The sequence below is a fragment of the Pelagimonas phthalicica genome (assembly GCF_004364805.1).
In the GTDB taxonomy this organism is placed as follows: domain Bacteria; phylum Pseudomonadota; class Alphaproteobacteria; order Rhodobacterales; family Rhodobacteraceae; genus Pelagimonas; species Pelagimonas phthalicica.
This window is the reverse complement of sequence record NZ_SOAP01000002.1, coordinates 830,468-849,053: the sequence shown is the minus strand read 5'-3', so window position 1 is coordinate 849,053 and position 18,586 is coordinate 830,468. Positions and strand designations below refer to the sequence as shown.

The window sequence follows — 18,586 nt, the reverse complement described above, 5'->3', positions numbered from 1 at the left end:
CTTGCGAAAAGATCGGGTAAACGCGCCGGTGAATGAACCCGTTAGCGCTAACGATCCTAAGAGGGGCCAGCCATGGTATCACGCGTCATTCCGGTCGAAAACTTCGACCTCGTCATTTTTGGGGCGACCGGCGATCTTGCCCGCCGCAAGATTCTCCCCGGTCTATTCCGCCGCTATTGCGCGGGGCAAATCCCCGAAGGGTCCCAGATCATCGGGGCCGCGCGGTCTGATGAAGGGGATGAGGGGTTTCGCAAAACCGTTGCCGAGGCGATCCGCGAATTTGGCAGCGGCAGCCATTGCGAAGACGGTACCTTGGACCAGTTTCTTGAGTGCATCCATTACGAGCGTGTGGACGCGATGGGAGAGGCCGGGTGGCAGGAGCTCAAGGGGCGCTTGCGCGACAATGTGATCAAGGCGTTTTACTTTTCCGTCGCCCCCAGCCTGTTTGGGGCCCTGGCTGAGCGTTTGCGCAGCTTTGGCTTGGCGGATGATGACAGCCGCGTGGTTGTTGAAAAGCCCTTTGGCCACAATCTGGAAACCGCCCGCGCCCTGAACCAAACCCTGGCGCAGCATTTTGACGAACACCAGATCTACCGGATTGACCATTACCTGGGTAAGGAGACTGTTCAGAACCTGATGGCGGTGCGCTTTGGCAATATGCTGTTCGAACCGCTGTGGAATGCGCAATACGTCGATCACATCCAGATCACTGTGGCGGAAACCGTCGATGTTGGGGGGCGCGGGGGCTATTACGATAAATCGGGTGCCATGCGGGATATGGTGCAAAACCATTTGATGCAGCTCTTGTGCCTGATCGCCATGGAACCGCCGGCGCGTTTTGAACCGGATGCGGTTCGGGATGAAAAGCTCAAGGTGATCCGTGCGCTGGATCCGGTAGACTATCATCATATTGTGCGCGGCCAATACGGGGCGGATGAAAACCAGCCGGGTTATCGCGCCCATGTCGAGGACCCGCGGTCGCGCACCGAAAGCTTCGTGGCGCTGAAATGCCATATCTCCAATTGGCGTTGGGCGGGAACGCCGTTTTATTTGCGCACCGGTAAGAAGCTGAAGGCACGCACCAGCGAGATCGCTGTGGTGTTCAAGGACGCGCCGCATTCGATCTTTGGCACGGATGCTGGGCAACACCGCAACGTGCTTGTCATCCGCTTGCAACCCAATGAGGGCATGACGCTGGATGTAACCATCAAGGAACCCGGTCCAGGGGGCATGCGTCTGTTGGATGTGCCATTGGATATGAGCTTTGCCGAAGCGCTGGGCGCAGAAGCGGATGAGGTACCAGATGCCTATGAGCGTTTGATCATGGATGTGATCCGTGGCAACCAGACCCTGTTTATGCGTGGTGACGAGGTCGAGGCTGCCTGGGCCTGGACAGATCCCATTATCGAGGGCTGGCAAAACCGGGGCGAAGTGCCCAAACCTTATGAGCCAGGCTCTAGCGGACCTGAGGATGCCCTGATGTTGATGCACCGGGATGGGCGCAAATGGCGGGAGATCAAAGCGTGAGCTACGAATTCATCGAATACCCGGATCGGGATATGCTGGCCATTGATTTGGCCAACCAGCTTGCCACCGATCTGGAAGAGGCGTTGCTGCACGAGGACCGTGTGGCAATGGCCGTGCCCGGAGGAACCTCGCCCGGTCCTGTCTTTGACGATCTGTGCAATGCTGACCTTGATTGGACCCGTGTTGACGTCATGCTGAGCGATGAGCGTTGGCTGCCCGAAGAACATGAGCGCTCCAACACCCGGCTGTTGCGTCAAAGACTGTTGGTCGAGCGAGCGGCCAAGGCGAATCTCCTGCCCATGTATGCACCCAAACCCACACCAGGAGAGGTTCTGCCTGAGCTGGAAAGCATGATTGCGCCTGAATTGCCTTTGGCGGTTGTGCTCTTGGGGATGGGCGAGGACATGCATACAGCCTCGATTTTCCCCGAGGCTGATCGTCTAGAAGACGCCTTGTCGCCAAAGGCTCCGATCCTGCTTCCGATGCGCGCGCCCGGTGCGCCCGAGCCGCGCATTACCCTGTCGGCGCGTGTTCTTGACGGCGCTTTGCGCAAACATGTGTTGATCTTTGGGGCGGGCAAGCGTGCGGCCCTGGAGAAAGCCAAGGGGCTATCGCCAGTAGAGGCCCCCATCAATGCCGTCTTGAACGGTGCCAAGGTTCATTGGGCGGAGTAACATCATGTGGATTGATCTAAAGAACCACGCCACGCGCGTTGCGGATCGGCGTATCGAAGAGCTGTTTGCAGATGACAGCCGCGCCCAAACCTATAGCACGACGGCGCTGGGCATGTTGTTTGACTATTCTAAAACCCAGATTGATGCCGATGTGATGGACACGCTCATTGCCTTGGCCAAAGCGTCAGAGGTCGAAGCGCGGCGCGATGCCATGTTCCGCGGTGACAAGATCAACGAGACCGAAGGGCGCGCAGTGCTGCACACAGCTTTGCGTAACCTTGATGGCGGCGCGATTGAGGTCGACGGGGCGGATGTGATGCCCGAGGTGCTGGGCACTCTGGATCGGATGGAAGCACTGGCCGAAGAGATCCGAGCGGGTGACATCACTGATGTGGTGAATATCGGGATTGGCGGTTCTGACCTTGGGCCGGTCATGGGTGTGCTGGCGCTTGCTCCGTATCATGACGGTCCGCGATGCCACTTTGTGTCCAATGTGGATGGGGCGGATATCGCCGATACGCTGCGCGGCTGTGATCCGGAAAAGACGATGTTTATCGTCGCCTCCAAGACCTTTACCACCATCGAAACCATGACCAATGCCCGCACGGCCAAAGCGTGGTTGGCCGATAAGGGCGTGTCCGAAGAGGGGCGCTTTGTTGCGCTGAGTTCCAATGTGGACGGGGCAGGGGCCTTTGGTATCCCGGCCGAGCGTGTCTTTGGGTTCGAGGATTGGGTTGGCGGTCGCTATTCCATGTGGGGCCCGATTGGCCTGTCCATGATGATCGCCATTGGCGGCGCGGCCTTCAGGGCCTTTCTGCGTGGTGGTCAGGCCATGGATCGGCATTTCCAAGCCGCCGAGCTGCATGAGAACCTTCCGGTTCTGCTGGCTTTGGTTGGGATCTGGCACAATCAGGGCATGGGTTATGCCTCGCGCGCTGTGCTGCCCTATGACAATCGCCTGATGCGGCTGCCCGCCTATCTCCAGCAACTCGAGATGGAGAGCAATGGCAAAGGTGTCGCCATGGACGGGTCCGATCTGGCAGTCCAATCTGGGCCGATTGTCTGGGGTGAACCGGGGACCAATGGTCAGCACGCCTTTTACCAGTTGATCCATCAGGGCACTGCCGTTGTCCCTTGCGAATTCCTTGTTGCGGCCCAAGGTCATGAGCAGGACCTCAAGCACCATCATCAATTGCTGGTTGCCAATTGCTTTGCGCAATCCGAGGCCCTGATGCGTGGTCGGACCTTGGACGAGGCGCGGGCCAAAGTGGCGGGCAAGTTCGAAGGTGATGAATTGGAACGCCAGGCGCGTCATCGCGTGTTCCCCGGAAACCGCCCGTCGACGACCTTGATCTATGATCAGCTCGATCCGGAAATCCTAGGCAAGATCATCGCGCTATATGAGCATCGCGTCTTTGTCGAAGGAGTGATCTTGGGGATCAATTCCTATGACCAATGGGGTGTTGAGCTGGGCAAAGAGTTGGCAACTGCGCTGGGCCCTGTGGTTACGGGAGATGCGTCCGCCGCCGATAAAGACGGGTCGACGCAGCAGTTGGTTTCCTTCTTTCTACGCCATAACGCGTAACCTGCAAGTTCACAGGCATAAATTGCGGCGGGCGGACCATGCCCGCCGCTTTACCTTTTACGCCTCTTGCGGCTCGGCTTTGACCATGGCTCCGGCAAGCTTTTCGCTGACAAAGCCAAACAGATTGCCCAGGATCAGCGAAGCGACGACCATTGCGGCAGCTTGGCCCGTGGCGGCGATGTCGCCAATTGCAACACCGGTCAACAGGCAGAAGGCCGCTGTCGATGCATAGCCGTAAACCGCCGCCGGGATCGTCGACAAAACCGGCAAATGCGCCCCAAGCACCAGGACAATAACGGACGCTCCGACCAAGAGCGACGTGACCTCGACTGATCCGCCAACAGTGCCGACGACAACCAGCGCGACCGTCGCAACCAGAGCCCCCCAAACATGGTTGATCGCAGATTTCGTCAACCCGTCTGATCCGCCACCGGTGTGATAAAAGCTTCCCCATCCGATGAACAGGGCCCAGACCTGAAGACCATAGCCGTTGCCCAAACACAGCCAGGTTGCAATGGCTGCCAACACGCCGATCGAGATCGCAAGTGCGTTGATTAGATTCATAGTTTCCTCCCATTTTTCCGGTCACGCCAGAACGGCTTGACCGGCGCCGGAACGTTAGTTTCGGGGCTGCAATGGGGGTATGGTACTTTGGTTCATTCGACCCGAAAGGGCTTGACACCGCATGGTTGGCCGAGCCTGGGTCACCCTTGTCCAATAGGGGAAAGTCGTGACGTTTCAGATCCTTTAAGGTGATTCCCGGATGTGGTTTCAGGGAATATCGAAACCGGCCTCGGCCAATTCAAAGCCTGAAAACTGAAACGCGGGTGAGACGGTACACCCCACCAAAGTCCAATCTCCCACGCTCTTGGCAGCCTGCCAATGACCGGTGGGAACGATAATTTGCGGCTGTTGATTTGACGAAAGGTCGGGTCCCAAGGTCAAATCTTGACGTGGGCCAGCCTCGGTTGCCGCCAGGGATAGCACCAGCGGCGCACCCGCGTAGTAATGCCAGATCTCCGCCGCATCCACTCGATGCCAATGACTGCGCTCGCCGCCTTTCAGCAGGAAATAGATGCAGGTCCCGGCTGGTCGATCATCGCCAGTCGCCTCGGCAATCCAGGTCTGGCGGTAATACCCGCCTTCGGGATGCGGGGCCAGGTTGAGCTTGGCAATGATATCATCCGCTGTCAGCACCGTGCGTTCCTCTCAGAGTTGGTTAACGAACCGGGGTCACCCTTTGCCGCATTCCTAACCGCTTCGAGCAGGAGGCACAAATGGCGGCACTCAAGAAAGATGTTCGGCAGATGGCCGAAGAGATCGTTGCCCGCGAGGGTGGCTATGTGAATGATCCAGACGATCCGGGCGGGGCGACCAAATATGGGGTCACGATCCACACCATGCGTCGGTTGGGCATTGATCTGGATGGTGACGGCAAGGTGACCCCCAATGATGTCAAACGTCTGAGCCGGAATCAGGCGGTGAATATCTTTCTGGAACATTACTTCATTCGCCCGCGCATCGCCGAGCTGCCCTCGGTTTTGCACAGCACGGTTTTTGACATGTATGTCAATGCCGGGGGCAATGCGGTGAAGATCTTGCAGCGCATGTTGCGTCAGATGGGCGAAGAGGTCAGCGTTGATGGGGCGATTGGTCCACTGACCATTGCTGCGACGGTGCGCGCCTTTAACAAGGCCCCGGATCACATCGTGGACGCCTATGGGATCGCGCGGCGCAATTATTACTTTGGCATTGCGGATCGGCGTCCGGCCAGCCGCAAATATGCGCGCACCCGTGCCGGGGGCAAAGGCGGTTGGATCAAACGCGCCGAAGAGTTCATTTCGCCGAAATATCACCTGACCGAGGCGCAATTTGCAGCGCGGGTGGCGTCATGGGCCTGATCGAACGGTTGCTGGGATTGGTTTTTGGCGGCGGGCGCAATGTCGTTGCCGAAACCGCCGAAGTCTTTCGCGTGAATGCCGAGGCCGAGGCCGCGCGCAATCATGATTTGCGCAGCTCGGCCTTGCAGCAATTTGGCCAAGAGTTCCGCATTGTCCGGCGCAGCTGGTTTGATCGGTTTATGGATGCTCTGAATCGTGTGCCGCGCCCGGCCATGGCCTTGGGGACATTGGGTTTGTTTGTGGCCGCCATGGTCGATCCGGTGTGGTTTGCCGCGCGCATGGCCGGAATCGCCTTGGTGCCCGAGCCGCTTTGGTGGCTGCTCGGGGCGATTGTGTCATTCTACTTTGGCGCACGCCATCAGGCGAAAGGGCAGGAGTTCCGAAACCAACTGGCCGCGACCATGGCGGCTGTTCCTCAAGTGGTGCAAACGGTGCGCGAGGTGGAATCACTGCGCCACGTTACGCCAGAGCCGGTCGGGCAGGATGACGCCCAAGAGGACATCCCAGATGCGCAGTTTTCTGACAATCCCGCCCTGGCCGATTGGAGCGCAAAGACCAAGTCGTAACTGCACGCGCCCAAATGCGCGACAATGTGAACAGGTTGGCCTAACATAAGTCATTGGACGCTGAAATTGATGGGCGTATAAACATGCCCATGATTACAGAGCTCGGCCACTTCACCCTGATCCTCGCCTTCATGGTGTCCATCGTCCAGGCGGTGGTCCCTTTGATCGGTGCCCATAAACGTCTGCCCGGCTGGATGGCCGTCGCGGAGCCCGCTGCCACCACGCAATTTGTGCTGGTGGCGGCGTCTTTTGCAGCCTTGACCTATGCCTTTGTGGTTTCGGATTTCTCGGTGCAACTGGTTTACGCCAACAGCCATTCTGAAAAGCCGATGCTTTACAAAATTAGCGGTGTTTGGGGCAACCATGAGGGGTCCCTGCTGCTTTGGGTCTTTATCCTGGCCCTGTTCGGGGCGATGGCGGCCTGGTTTGGCGACAATCTGCCACCGACATTGCGCGCACGGGTTTTGGGGGTGCAAGCCTCGGTCGGGGCGGCGTTTTATGCCTTTATCCTGTTCACCTCGAACCCGTTCTTGCGCCTGAATGTGGTACCGATGAACGGACAGGATCTGAACCCGCTTCTGCAGGACCCGGGCCTCGCCTTTCATCCCCCGTTTTTGTATCTGGGCTATGTCGGTCTTTCGATCTGCTTTAGCTTTGCGGTGGCGGCCCTGATCGAAGGTCGCGTTGATGCAGCCTGGGGGCGCTGGGTTCGGCCCTGGACTTTGATATCCTGGGTGTTTCTGACCATCGGCATCGCGCTTGGCTCTTGGTGGGCTTATTACGAACTTGGCTGGGGTGGTTTCTGGTTCTGGGATCCGGTCGAAAACGCCTCCTTCATGCCCTGGCTCTTTGCGGCGGCCTTGCTGCATTCAGCCATCGTTGTCGAAAAGCGCGAAAGCCTGAAAAGCTGGACCATTCTACTGGCGATCATGGCGTTCAGCTTTTCCTTGATCGGCACCTTTATCGTGCGCTCCGGCGTTCTGACCTCGGTCCATGCCTTTGCCACCGATCCTGAGCGGGGGGTCTTTATTCTGGGCATCTTGGTCTTTTTCACAGGTGGCGCGCTGACCTTGTTTGCAGGCCGCGCTAGTGTGATGGAGGCCAAGGGCGTCTTTGGTGTCGTCAGCCGCGAGAGCGCGCTGGTGGCCAACAACATCCTATTGGCAGTGGCCAGCCTTGTGGTCTTTGTCGGGACCATGTGGCCGCTGGTGGCCGAAATGGCCTTTGCCCGCAAGCTTTCGGTTGGACCGCCCTTCTTTAACATGGCCTTTACACCCTTCATGGTGCTGCTGGGGCTGCTTTTGCCGGTTGGCGCGATGCTGAGCTGGAAGCGCGGGCGCGCCGACAAGGTTTTGCGCCAATTGGCTCCGGCTTTGATCCTGTCACTGGCCTTGGCCGGTCTGGTTTGGTCGATGCAAACCGGGCGCACCATGCTGGGGCCGGTTGGGGTTTTCCTTGGGGCCTGGCTGGTCTCGGGTTCGATCATTGATCTGATCGCCAAAACCGGGCGTAACCGCGACCTGTCCCGCCTGTTCCGTTTGCCACGCGCTGAGTGGGGCAAGGCGGTGGCCCATGGTGGGCTGGGCATTACCATGCTGGGAATCGCCGGCCTGATGGCCTGGGAGGAAGAGCGCGTTTTGGTCGCCCAGATCGATGAACCTTTCACCGTTGGGCAATTCGACTTTGTTTTGAAAGGCGTCGAAACCGTTCAGGGGCCGAACTATGTCTCGGACATGGCCGAGGTGGCGGTGCTGCGTGGTGGCAAAGAGATCGTGCGCGTCTTCCCAGAAAAACGCAACTATCCGGTGCAGCAGATGCCAACCACCGAAGCGGCGATCGATTACCGCTTTTTGCGCGATATCTATGTGGTGATTGGTGATGCCCAGAATGACGGCGGCTATGTCATGCGCATTTATATCAAACCGCTGGCCAATTGGATTTGGGCGGGCTGTATCCTGATGTCGCTGGGGGGCTTGCTAAGCCTTTCTGACAGACGTTATCGCGTAGCCGCGGGCGCACGCAAAGCCGCTCCGATCAAAGGGGTGCCTGCGGAATGACTGTGTTGCGTCTGTGGATCTCGGTCTTGCTGATTGCTTTGGCTGCGCCTTTGGCGGCGGTGGAACCGGATGAAATGCTGGATGACCCGCTGCTGGAAAAGCGGGCACGCCATATCTCTGACGGGTTGCGCTGCCTTGTCTGTCAGAATGAGAGCATTGATGAATCCAACGCATCGCTGGCCAAAGACCTGCGCATTCTGGTGCGGGAACGGCTGAGCGAAGGTGATAGCGACACCGAAGTGGTCGACTATATCGTTGCGCGCTATGGTGAATTTGTCTTGCTGCAGCCAACCACCGGCGGTTGGAACTGGGTACTTTGGGCGACCGGGCCGATTGGGTTTGTTCTGGCGCTGCTGATTGCGGCGGGTTATTTGCGCGCGCGCTCCAAGGCTCCGGTGAAGCCTGTTGAGGGCTTGAGCGCCGAAGAGCAGGCGCGTTTGGACGAGATCATGAAGGGCTGAGTTGGCCTGAGGCGGGGAAGGGGCGCTGCCCCGCCCCGAGCAAGCTCGGGACTCCCCGGGATATTTTTGGCCCAAAGAAGCCTGGGCGTTGACCTGTTTGCCTGGAAGCTATAGCTCTGAGGCAAGGGTGACAGGGACCCTAGGCGCCGCCACTTGCTAAACCTGTCGTTTTCTTCTGCGTTTCCCTGATGTTTCGGGCGATACCTCTGGACAAGGGCGGACCTCCTTCCCATGTCGGGTTTGGTATCGTCAGAACGGAGGACCCGATGAGTCGGGAGACGATTACACTCGAGATCAAGGATCTCACGCAATTTGCGCGCAGCTTGCGGGCGGAATTGCCCCATAAGCCCAGCCATGTCGAAACCTTGGGTCTGGTGGCCCGCGCGGCGGGGTATCGCAATTTTCAACATCTGCGCGCCCGCAATGCGCCAAAGCCTGTTGCCGATGACAAGCTGGTGGCGCGGGCCTTGGAGCATTTTGACGACAATGGGTTTTTGAAACGCTGGCCTGGCAAGACACGTATTCAGGCCTTGTGCCTGTGGGTCCTGTGGTCGCGTTTGCCCGCGCGTCAGGTGATGCGTGAGCGCGAGATCAGCCAAGCCATTGACGACATGACCTTGTTTCGCGATGCCGCGCAAATTCGGCGTGGCATGATCGAACATCGCTTGGTGATGCGCAATCTGGACGGGTCGGCCTATGAGCGTATCGAACAGGCCCCACCACCAGAAGCGCGCGCCCTAATCGCGCAATTGCCCTGAGGAATATTGCTGACGCGGCGTTTCGCTTTGCCAATCCCGCGCCAGCAGTATTTGATGGGCGCAACAGGTTAACGGAGTTCTCATGAAATACGATGCGATCACCTATGTGGTTGAAGATGACATTGCGACGATCTCGATCAATCGGCCCGATGTGATGAATGCGCTCAACACGCAAATGCGCGCCGAATTGGCGGATGCGTTTACACGCGGCGGCAAAGAGGCGCGGGTTGTGGTGCTCACGGGCAATGGCAAGGCGTTTTGTTCCGGGCAGGATCTGGGCGATGGCAAGAATGTCGCTCAGCTTGATCTGCAACGGACGCTGAATGACGAATATGTGCCGATGTTGCGGGCGATCTATGAATGCCCGGTGCCGACCATTGCGGCGGTCAATGGTCCCGCTGCTGGGGCTGGGGCCAATCTGGCGCTTGCGGCGGATGTGGTGATCGCGACTGAAAGCGCCTATTTCCTGCAGGCCTTTAGCAAGATCGGGTTGATCCCGGATGCGGGCGGCACCTGGTTCCTGCCGCGCCAGATCGGTCTGGCCAAGGCGATGGGCAAGGCGCTGTTTGCGGAGAAAATCAGTGCGCGTCAGGCGGATGAATGGGGCATGATCTGGGAAGCCGTCCCAGATGGTGAGTTCGAGATCATCTGGAAGGCCCGCGCGGCGCATCTGGCCAAGGGGCCAACCCAGGCCTATGCGCGGATCAAACAGGCCATGCGCGCCTCCTTTGACAATACGCTAGAGGATCAGCTGTCGCTTGAGGCGAGCTTGCAAGGTCAGGCGGGCAAGACGCGCGACTTCATGGAAGGGGTCATGGCGTTTCTCGACAAACGTGCGCCGGATTACGAAGGGCGCTAACTCTGGCCTTATTGCAAAAAAAAGGGGCGCGAGAATTTCGCGCCCCTTCTTTTTTCAACCCTGTGATGATTAGACCATCGCGTCGGCCATATCATCGACCTGATCATCGGCAGTGGTCTGGTCATCCGCGACTGCCGCCGGATCTGCGTCTTTCATCAGATCATCATAGGTGACGTCATATTGGCCACAATTGCCGCCGGTTTCGGAGGCATAGCACAGATCGTCAACCGCGCCGGAGCCGGCCAGAGTGACCTGCATCGAAGCCACGCCATCAACGGCGATGTCGATGGTTTGCACCGAATTGTCGCCCGCCGCCGGAATGGCGATGGAGTCGATCAACTCGCCTTCGCTGTCATAAAGGTCGATCGCGCCGCCCTCTTCTTCGATGTCGAGCACGTTCAGGCTGACAACATCGCTGGGTGCTGCAAAGTCAAAGGTGATGGTGCCGCCGCCCGCATTGTCGTCAGGATCGGTTGCGTCATTGTCTTCGGAGATAATGATCGCATTGCCCTGATCGGCATAGCCGAGATCGCTGTCGCCACCGGTTGGGTTGGCCGTGTCAAAGATCATCGCGTCGTTTTCGCTGTCAGCGGCATCACCGGCGCGCTGAGCGGTCACGGTAAAGCCGTCAAACTGCAGAGCGGCGGTTTCGCCTGCTGCGGCATCTTCGAAATCTTCGCAAGTGCCGTGTTCGTCGACGGGCACTTCGACTTCGGTCAATGTGCTGACCTCGACATTGTCGATAAAGATCTCTTCGTTACCCGCGGAGATGTCAGCGTCCAGAACCAGCTGAACCGAGCTTGCGCCATCCAGAGCGCCGCCGGAATAGGTCAGGGTTTGGCTGTCGGCTGTGATGGTCTGGCCGGTTGTGTCGCCCACCAGCGCGGTGCCTTCATCATTGACGACAAAGGTGTCCATCAGGACCCATTCATTGCCGTCAACCAGCGCCCAAACTTCGAGGCTGTCACCATAGCAGCCGCCATTTTCGAAATACTCGGTGTGCGGGGCCCGGGCGTCAAAGGAGACTTCAGCGTCGCCGTTTACTTGTGCAGTTTCAAACCACAGGTTGCCATCGTGGCAGCCATTGGCCTCGGCTTCGCCATTGGTGGCCTGCCAGCCGCCATGCCATCCGCCGTTCCACGCCACGTTTTGTGCGTCTTGCAGGTTGGAAACGCCATCAAAATTCTCAGCCAGAACAACCTCTTCGACAGTCTCGGTGGTTGTTGCGCCGCTGTCATTGCCTTCGACAAGAACGGTTTCGCTGACCTCGACATTGTCGATAAAGATCTCTTCGTTACCCGCAGAGATATCGGCATCCAGAACCAGCTGAACCGAGCTCGCGCCATCCAGTGCACCGCCGGAATAGGTCAGGGTCTGGCTGTCGGCTGTGATGGTCTGGCCGGTTGTGTCGCCCACCAGAGCCGTACCTTCGTCATTGACCACAAACGTGTCCATCAGGACCCATTCATTGCCATCAACCAGCGCCCAGACTTCGAGGCTGTCACCATAGCAGCCGCCATTTTCGAAATACTCGGTATGTGGCGCGCGGGCGTCAAAAGAGATTTCAGCATCGCCGTTCACGGCTACCGGCTCGAACCAGATATTGCCGTCATGGCAGCCATTGGCCTCGAGTTCGCCATTGGTCGCCTGCCAGTAACCGCCATAAGAGACGATATCGCTTTGCGAGGCATAAGAGATGCCGTTGAAATCGTCAGAGGCAAGGACGTTGGTCTCGTACACCGCAGCCTGATCATCGCCTGTATTGCCGATACCACCGGTCAGGGCCATGCCGCCGCCATTGTCGGTGTTTACAACCGCTGTCAGGTTGGACAGGTCAATGCTATCCGCGGTCAGGTTAGAGCCGCCACCGTCAATATAGAAGGTCAGCGTCGCCTCGTTCACATCGCCCTGCGACGAATAGGGCGTGGTGCCGAATTCCAGACGCACGTCATAAGGTTCCTGAACCTGCGCGCCATTGTCCATCTGGTTCAAGGTGCCGGTCGCCACTGTAAAGCCGGTGACATTTTCACCGTTAGAGCCGATCGCCTCGTCATAATCGGGGTAGATGGTCAGCGCGCTGGCATCGACATCATCGGCAAGGTTGAAGAACAGCGCGTCAATGTCCACGGCATCCGGATCGGGCGCGACAACGCGCATAAAGAGATTGCCGTTATCTTCGATGATCTCGACACGAACCTGAGGTTCGCAACCCAAAAGGATCTCGGTGGTGTTTCCTGTGGACATGGTCAGCTCCTGCACAAACGGGCAAACGTTAAAAATTTGACCAATTCATGCCGAAATCTGTCCTCAAACGCTCGAAATATGATGGAAACAATCCGTTTCAGCCATTTTGGTGCCACAATTGGTGATGGACCGCTGACGTTACGGGAACAGTAACTCGCAACCAATTGAATTGTTTCGATGAAAGGTGGCGGGATTTGGGCAAAGAAAAACCCGACCTTTCTCAAGGCCGGGTTCTTCTTGGTTCGATTCGGAGGCGTTTAGCGCTTTTCGATATCCGTATAGTCACGCTCGGTCTCACCGAGATAGAGCTGACGCGGGCGACCGATTTTATGCGCTGGATCAGACAGCTGCTCTTTCCACTGGGAGATCCAACCAACGGTCCGGCTCAGCGCAAAGATCGGGGTGAACATCGAGGTTGGGAAGCCCATCGCCTCAAGGATGATGCCCGAATAGAAGTCCACATTCGGGAACAGCTTCTTTTCGGCAAAGTACGGATCGGCCAAAGCGGCCTCTTCCAGCGCCTTGGCGGTTGCCAAGATTGGGTTGTTTTCAACACCCAGCAGATCCAGAACCTCGTCGGCGGACTGTTTCATCACGGTCGCGCGCGGGTCAAAGTTCTTGTAGACGCGGTGACCAAAGCCCATCAGGCGGAACGGATCGTTCTTGTCTTTGGCACGGGCGATGAATTCAGGAATGCGATCGGGTGACCCGATCTCCTTGAGCATCTCCAGGCACGCCTGGTTTGCACCACCATGGGCCGGACCCCAAAGGCAGGCGATGCCCGCAGCAATACAGGCGAACGGGTTGGCACCGGACGAGGAGGCCAGACGCACGGTCGAGGTCGAGGCGTTCTGTTCGTGATCCGCATGCAGGGTAAAGATACGGTCCATGGCGCGGGCCAGGATCGGATCAACCTGATATTCCTCGGCCGGAACGGCAAAGCACATATACAGGAAGTTCGCCGCGTAATCGAGATCGTTGCGAGGGTACATGAAAGGCTGGCCGATAGAGTATTTATAGGCCATCGCAGCGATGGTTGGCATCTTGGCGATCAGACGGTGCGACGCGATCTCGCGCTGGCGCGGATCAGAAATGTCGGTGGAGTCATGATAGAAGGCCGACATCGCACCCACAACACCCACCATGGTGGCCATCGGATGCGCATCGCGACGGAACCCACGGAAGAAGTTGTGCATCTGCTCGTGGATCATGGTGTGGTTCGTGATGGTGTTCTCGAACTTTTCCAGATCAGCGGCGGTCGGCAGTTCACCGTAAAGCAGCAGGTAGCACACTTCGAGGTAATGCGATTTGCCAGCCAGTTGATCAATCGGATAACCGCGATGCAGCAGCTCGCCCTTGCCACCGTCGATAAAGGTGATTGTGCTGTCACAGCTCGCAGTGGAGGTGAAGCCCGGGTCATAGGTGAACACGCCCGCCTGGGCATACAATTTACGGATATCCAGCACATCAGGGCCGGCAGTCGGCGAATGGATTGGCAGGTCGTAGGATTCCCCATCAATCGTCAATGTCGCGGATTTTGTCGATTCAGCCATGCGTGTCTTCCCTTATTCTCGAACGAAGCGGGCCACGTCCTGCAGCCCGCAAGTGTTTTGTTCTTTGGGGAAGGCTGCGGCGAAATGCCCTCAGCTGTCTCCCCCAGTTGCGGCTTGGGTCAGCCGTTCCAGGCTGGTCTCCTTGCCAAGTACGAGCATCATGTCAAAAACGCTCGGTGTGGCAGCCCGGCCTGCCAGGGCCGCGCGCAGCGGTCCGGCCAGCTTGCCGAATTTCATGCCATTTTCCTCTGCGAAACGGTTCAGGACCGTTTCTAGGTCATCCCGCGACCAGCTAGCATTTTGCAGCTGCGGCGTCAATGAACTCAGTATACCACGGGATACACTATCAAGGTTTTTTGCGGCTTTTTCATCAGGAACAACCGCGCCTTCAATCAGGGCAAAGTGAGCCTTTTCAATGAGTTCCGGGAAAGTCTTGGCCCGGTCTTTCAGGCAGTAAAGCGCGGCGTTCAGCCGCTGTGACTGAACGTCTGTCAGGTCCGGCAATCCCGCAACCGCACGATACATCACGATCTCTTGCAGCAATGCAGCATCGTCAGTGATCGCAATATGTTGGCCACAGATATTCTCCAGCTTCTTAAAGTCAAATCGGGCGGGTGATTTGCCGATTCCATCGGTCCCGAACCACTCCTTTGCCTGATCATCGGTAAAGAATTCGTCATCGCCATGGCTCCAGCCCAGACGCGCAAGATAGTTGCGCATGCCCGCCGCAGGGTAACCCATGGCCTGATATTCCTCGACCCCCAGCGCGCCGTGACGCTTGGACAGTTTTTTGCCATCGGGCCCGTGAATCAGCGGAATATGGGCATAGACCGGCAGGTCCCAGCCCATGGCCGTGTAGATGCCCATCTGGCGCGCAGCATTGTTCAGGTGATCATCCCCGCGAATGACATGGGTCACGCCCATATCGTGATCATCCACCACAACAGCCAACATGTAGACGGGCGTAGCGTCGGAGCGTAACAGGATCATGTCATCAAGATTGGCATTCTTGATGCGCACAATGCCCTGAACCTCATCCTCAATCACGGTTTCGCCGTCCTGAGGGGTTTTCAGTCGCACCACAAAGGGGGCATCTGGGAAGGTGCTTGGGTCTGCATCACGCCAGGGGCTTTGGAAATGGGTCGATGTCCCCTCGGCGCGGGCCTTTTCACGAAAGGCTTCGATGTCTTCCTGTGTCGAGAAACACTTGTAAGCCGCGCCTTTGGCGAGCAGCTCATTGGCGACCTCGACATGGCGATCTGCGCGGGCGAACTGGCTGACAGCCTCGCCATCATGGTCCAGCCCCAGCCAGTCCATGCCTTTCAGGATCGCCTCTGTCGCTTCGGGGGTTGAACGGGCGCGGTCGGTATCCTCGATGCGCAGCAGGAATTTGCCGCCGCGACCGCGGGCATAAAGCCAGTTGAACAGCGCCGTGCGGGCACCGCCGATATGAAGATAGCCCGTGGGCGAAGGGGCAAAACGGGTCACGACTTGCGTCATCTTGGTTAACCTTTTGCTAACAAGGAAAGGGGTAGCTTGGGCTGTTCCTTAAACACAGGTCCGCCCTTGGGCAAGTGGAGCCATGGTGCGGATCAGCAAAGGTCTGGCATGAGGCACGCCTTTGACATGTTTGCGGGGGTGATGCTAGCGCAGCGCGGTCACCTCTTTCCCTGGTCGCCGGTCTGTCTGGCCGTCGGCATTGGCTGCTATTTTGCCCTGCGGGTGGAGCCGCAGCTTTGGGTTCTGATCACACTCGCTCTTTGCGGATTGATAACGGTGCTGCTCAGCGCGCGCGTTGGTCCGGTTTTCGCCCCCTTGCTGAGCGCGCTGGCGTTGGCGGCTGTCGGCTTTTCTCTGGCGGGTGCGCGGGCGCATTTGGTTTCGGGCCCGGTGCTGGATTTTCGCTATTACGGCGCGATTGAGGGGCGGATTGTTGCGATTGACCGGTCTGGCTCGGATGCGGTTCGTTTGACTTTGGACCGTGTGGTTCTGGAACGCATGGATCCGGCAGTGACGCCTGAACGGGTTCGTGTCTCTTTGCATGGGCAGCAAGGCTACATGGAGCCGCGACCCGGTGCCGTGGTGATTCTGACCGGGCATTTGTCACCCCCTGGTGGTTCAGTGGAACCCGGCGGGTTTGATTTCCGCCGACACGCCTGGTTTTTGCGGCTCGGCGCGGTGGGATACACCCGCACGCCGGTTCTGTTGCTCGAAGAACCGGGCGCAGGCCAATGGTTGTTCAAGGCCCGAATGTGGCTGTCTGCCCGCGTTCAGGCCCAATTGCCCGGCGAAACCGGGGCCTTTGCCGCCGCGTTGATGACAGGCGACCGTTCGGGCATGGGGCAGGGCACCTTGCAGACGCTGCGCGAAACCAACCTCGCGCATTTGCTGGCGATCTCCGGGTTGCATATGGGGCTCTTGGCGGGGTTTGTCTTTGCCGCTGTGCGCTTTGGTCTGTTGCTGAACGGCCATACGCGCCACAATTGGCCGGTGAAAAAGATTGCCGCTGCCGTGGCCCTGTTGGCGGCCCTTGGCTACCTGTCGCTGAGCGGGGGAAGTGTTGCCACACAGCGCGCCTTTATCATGGCCGCCGCCGCCCTGACCGCGATGATGCTGGACCGGCGGGCCTTGTCCTTACGCTCTGTGGCGATGGCGGCCTTGGTCGTTTTGGCCTTGCGACCCGAAGCTCTGGTGTCGCCGGGATTCCAAATGTCCTTTGCCGCAACAACCGCCTTGGTGGCGGTGTTTGAGCAAGTCTCGCTTTGGCAGCAGGGGCGGCAGGTGCCGCGATGGTTAAACCCGGTTGTTGGGTTGGTTGTCTCCTCAGCGGTTGCTGGGGCTGCGACGGCCCCCGTGGCCATGGCGCATTTCAACATGTTGTCGCAATACGGATTGATCGCGAACTTGCTATCGGTGCCGGTGATGGGGGCCATTGTTGTGCCCTTGGCCGTTTTGGCGGCCTTGTTGATGCCGTTTGGGCTGGATTGGATCGCTTTGGCGATTATGGGGCTGGGCCTGGATTGGATCCTGGGTGTTGCAGAGGTTATCGCATCCTGGGACGGCGCAACCCGCGCAATCATCGCCCCGGATTGGCAGGTCTTGCCCTTATTGGCCTTCGGAGGCCTGATCCTATGCCTATGGCGCGGAGGAGGGCGGGCAGTTGGCTTGGTCCCCATGATCCTTGCGGTGGTGCTGTGGTCGCAGACGGATCGGCCTGTCTTGCTTGTCTCGGATACCGGCACCTTGGTAGGTCTGATGACAGAACAAGGCCGGGGATTGTCACGCCCCAAAGGGGCTGGCTTTGTTGCGGAAAACTGGCTGGAAAATGACGGGTTTGGCGGCAGTCAACAGGAGGCCGCCCAAAGATGGCCCGGAACGGTTGAGGCCCGCATCGCGTTGAGCGGGCTGGGCGACCTGGAAGTGGTGCATTTACAAGGCAAACGCGCGGTCGGGCGTTGGTCGAGCTGCCACAAGGGGCAGATCATTATCGCCAGCACGCCAATTACGCTTTCCGGTGGCTGTCAGATCTTTGATCCGACAACATTGCGTAGCACTGGATCACTGGCCTTTTGGGCCAGTGATACAGGGATCAAAATGGTCACGGATCGTCAGATTTCAGGCCACCGCCTGTGGCATGGGATGCCAAAGGACGACTTCAAACTGGCCTCTCAAACTCAATAGGTGCGGATCAGCCCGACCAATCGGCCCTGAACGCTGACCGATCCCTCGGGCAGAACGCGTGGTTCATAGGCAGGGTTGGCCGCCTCAAGCACAATCATACCACCGCGACGGCGAAACCGTTTCAGCGTCGCCTCGTAGCCTTCGACCTGAGCTACCACAATGTCGCCCTCAGCGGCGTCGCTGCTTTCACGGATCACCACCACATCGCCATCATTGATGCCAGCATCGATCATTGAATCGCCTTTGACCTCAAGCGCATAGTGCTTGCCCGCGCCTTGTACCATCTGACCGGGCACCATCACGCCGGGTGGCACATCATTGATCGCTTCAATCGGGCGACCGGCGGCAATGCGCCCCATCAAAGGTAGCTCAGCAATTGCCCCCTTGGAAATCTCAATCGCATTTGACGGCGTGTCCGGGCGGTCCCCCTCAATCACCTGAGGCCGAAAGCCAGCGGGCGCGCCCCCAAGGCTTTCGGGCAGTTTTACAATCTCAATCGCGCGTGCCCGGTGGGCCAAGCGGCGAATGAAACCACGTTCCTCCAAAGCGGTAATCAGCCGGTGAATGCCGGATTTTGACCGCAGATCGAGCGCATCCTTCATCTCATCAAAACTGGGCGGTACGCCATCCTTGGCCAAACGCTTGTTGATAAAGTCCAAAAGGTCCAATTGCTTTTTCGTCAGCATGGTCTGCTCCCAACCTTGTGTCAGGTTTTGTTCT

General features: G+C 58.3%; 16 protein-coding genes. 10 read left to right on the top strand and 6 right to left on the bottom strand.

Translation table 11 applies throughout. The features are described from left to right. The first annotated feature begins 72 nt into the window (after window positions 1–72). Genes zwf through pgi form a run of 3 tightly spaced genes read left to right on the top strand, consistent with a single transcriptional unit; the run spans window position 73 to window position 3,786 of the window. On the top strand, window positions 73–1,527 hold the full coding sequence (gene zwf / locus CLV87_RS14245) for a glucose-6-phosphate dehydrogenase (RefSeq protein ID WP_099246383.1): 1,455 nt from the start codon (window positions 73–75) through the stop codon (window positions 1,525–1,527). Then, window positions 1,524–2,201 (top strand): 6-phosphogluconolactonase, encoded by a 678-nt coding sequence (gene pgl, locus CLV87_RS14240; protein ID WP_235871933.1) that lies wholly within the window; start codon window positions 1,524–1,526, stop codon window positions 2,199–2,201. Before zwf ends, pgl begins: the two co-directional genes overlap by 4 nt. Window positions 2,202–2,205: 4 nt before the next feature. Further along, window positions 2,206–3,786: a glucose-6-phosphate isomerase gene (gene pgi / locus CLV87_RS14235; RefSeq protein WP_099246379.1), complete on the top strand. Its 1,581-nt coding sequence runs from the start codon at window positions 2,206–2,208 to the stop codon at window positions 3,784–3,786. Window positions 3,787–3,843: 57 nt separating this feature from the next. On the opposite strand, the gene CLV87_RS14230 is transcribed toward pgi, so the two are convergent. Further along, on the bottom strand, window positions 3,844–4,350 hold the full coding sequence (locus tag CLV87_RS14230) for a DUF1097 domain-containing protein (RefSeq protein WP_099246377.1): 507 nt from the start codon (window positions 4,348–4,350) through the stop codon (window positions 3,844–3,846). Window positions 4,351–4,557: 207 nt separating this feature from the next. After that, complete coding sequence (locus CLV87_RS14225) at window positions 4,558–4,980, bottom strand: cupin domain-containing protein (RefSeq protein ID WP_099247782.1); 423 nt, start codon at window positions 4,978–4,980, stop codon at window positions 4,558–4,560. 83 nt (window positions 4,981–5,063) lie between these two features. Between CLV87_RS14225 and CLV87_RS14220 the strand changes: the two genes are divergently transcribed. From CLV87_RS14220 to CLV87_RS14195, 6 genes are all read left to right on the top strand, one after another. Beyond that, window positions 5,064–5,687, top strand: coding sequence for a holin-associated N-acetylmuramidase (locus CLV87_RS14220; protein ID WP_235871932.1), 624 nt, complete (start codon window positions 5,064–5,066; stop codon window positions 5,685–5,687). After that, a complete protein-coding gene (locus tag CLV87_RS14215) occupies window positions 5,678–6,253 on the top strand; it encodes a holin family protein (RefSeq protein ID WP_099246375.1) in 576 nt (191 codons plus the stop codon). Before CLV87_RS14220 ends, CLV87_RS14215 begins: the two co-directional genes overlap by 10 nt. Window positions 6,254–6,342: 89 nt before the next feature. Next, complete coding sequence (locus CLV87_RS14210) at window positions 6,343–8,310, top strand: heme lyase CcmF/NrfE family subunit (RefSeq protein ID WP_099247779.1); 1,968 nt, start codon at window positions 6,343–6,345, stop codon at window positions 8,308–8,310. Beyond that, the gene (locus CLV87_RS14205; RefSeq protein ID WP_099246373.1) at window positions 8,307–8,771 is read left to right on the top strand and encodes a cytochrome c-type biogenesis protein; all 465 of its coding nucleotides are present in this window, start codon (window positions 8,307–8,309) and stop codon (window positions 8,769–8,771) included. The genes CLV87_RS14210 and CLV87_RS14205 overlap by 4 nt, the downstream gene beginning before the upstream one ends. A gap of 266 nt (window positions 8,772–9,037) precedes the next feature. Then, window positions 9,038–9,529: a DUF2087 domain-containing protein gene (locus CLV87_RS14200; protein WP_099246371.1), complete on the top strand. Its 492-nt coding sequence runs from the start codon at window positions 9,038–9,040 to the stop codon at window positions 9,527–9,529. Between the two features lie 82 nt (window positions 9,530–9,611). Further along, on the top strand, window positions 9,612–10,388 hold the full coding sequence (locus CLV87_RS14195) for an enoyl-CoA hydratase-related protein (protein WP_099246370.1): 777 nt from the start codon (window positions 9,612–9,614) through the stop codon (window positions 10,386–10,388). Window positions 10,389–10,457: 69 nt separating this feature from the next. Here CLV87_RS14195 and CLV87_RS14190 read toward each other — a convergent pair whose 3' ends face one another. The 3 genes from CLV87_RS14190 to gltX form a co-directional block, all read right to left on the bottom strand. Next, window positions 10,458–12,632 (bottom strand): hypothetical protein, encoded by a 2,175-nt coding sequence (locus CLV87_RS14190; RefSeq protein ID WP_133840793.1) that lies wholly within the window; start codon window positions 12,630–12,632, stop codon window positions 10,458–10,460. 257 nt (window positions 12,633–12,889) lie between these two features. Then, window positions 12,890–14,185 (bottom strand): citrate synthase, encoded by a 1,296-nt coding sequence (gene gltA / locus CLV87_RS14185; protein ID WP_099246366.1) that lies wholly within the window; start codon window positions 14,183–14,185, stop codon window positions 12,890–12,892. Window positions 14,186–14,275: 90 nt separating this feature from the next. Further along, window positions 14,276–15,685, bottom strand: a complete 1,410-nt coding sequence (gene gltX / locus CLV87_RS14180; protein WP_099246364.1) for a glutamate--tRNA ligase — start codon at window positions 15,683–15,685, stop codon at window positions 14,276–14,278. Between the two features lie 108 nt (window positions 15,686–15,793). Here gltX and CLV87_RS14175 point away from each other — a divergent pair, with 108 nt between their 5' ends. Continuing rightward, the gene (locus CLV87_RS14175) at window positions 15,794–17,866 is read left to right on the top strand and encodes a ComEC/Rec2 family competence protein (RefSeq protein ID WP_235871931.1); all 2,073 of its coding nucleotides are present in this window, start codon (window positions 15,794–15,796) and stop codon (window positions 17,864–17,866) included. Here the strand turns inward: CLV87_RS14175 and lexA are convergent. Continuing rightward, entirely contained in the window at window positions 17,860–18,552 is a 693-nt protein-coding gene (gene lexA / locus CLV87_RS14170) for a transcriptional repressor LexA (protein WP_099246362.1), read from the bottom strand. The two genes, CLV87_RS14175 and lexA, sit on opposite strands and share 7 nt — an antisense overlap. Window positions 18,553–18,586: the final 34 nt, after the last annotated feature.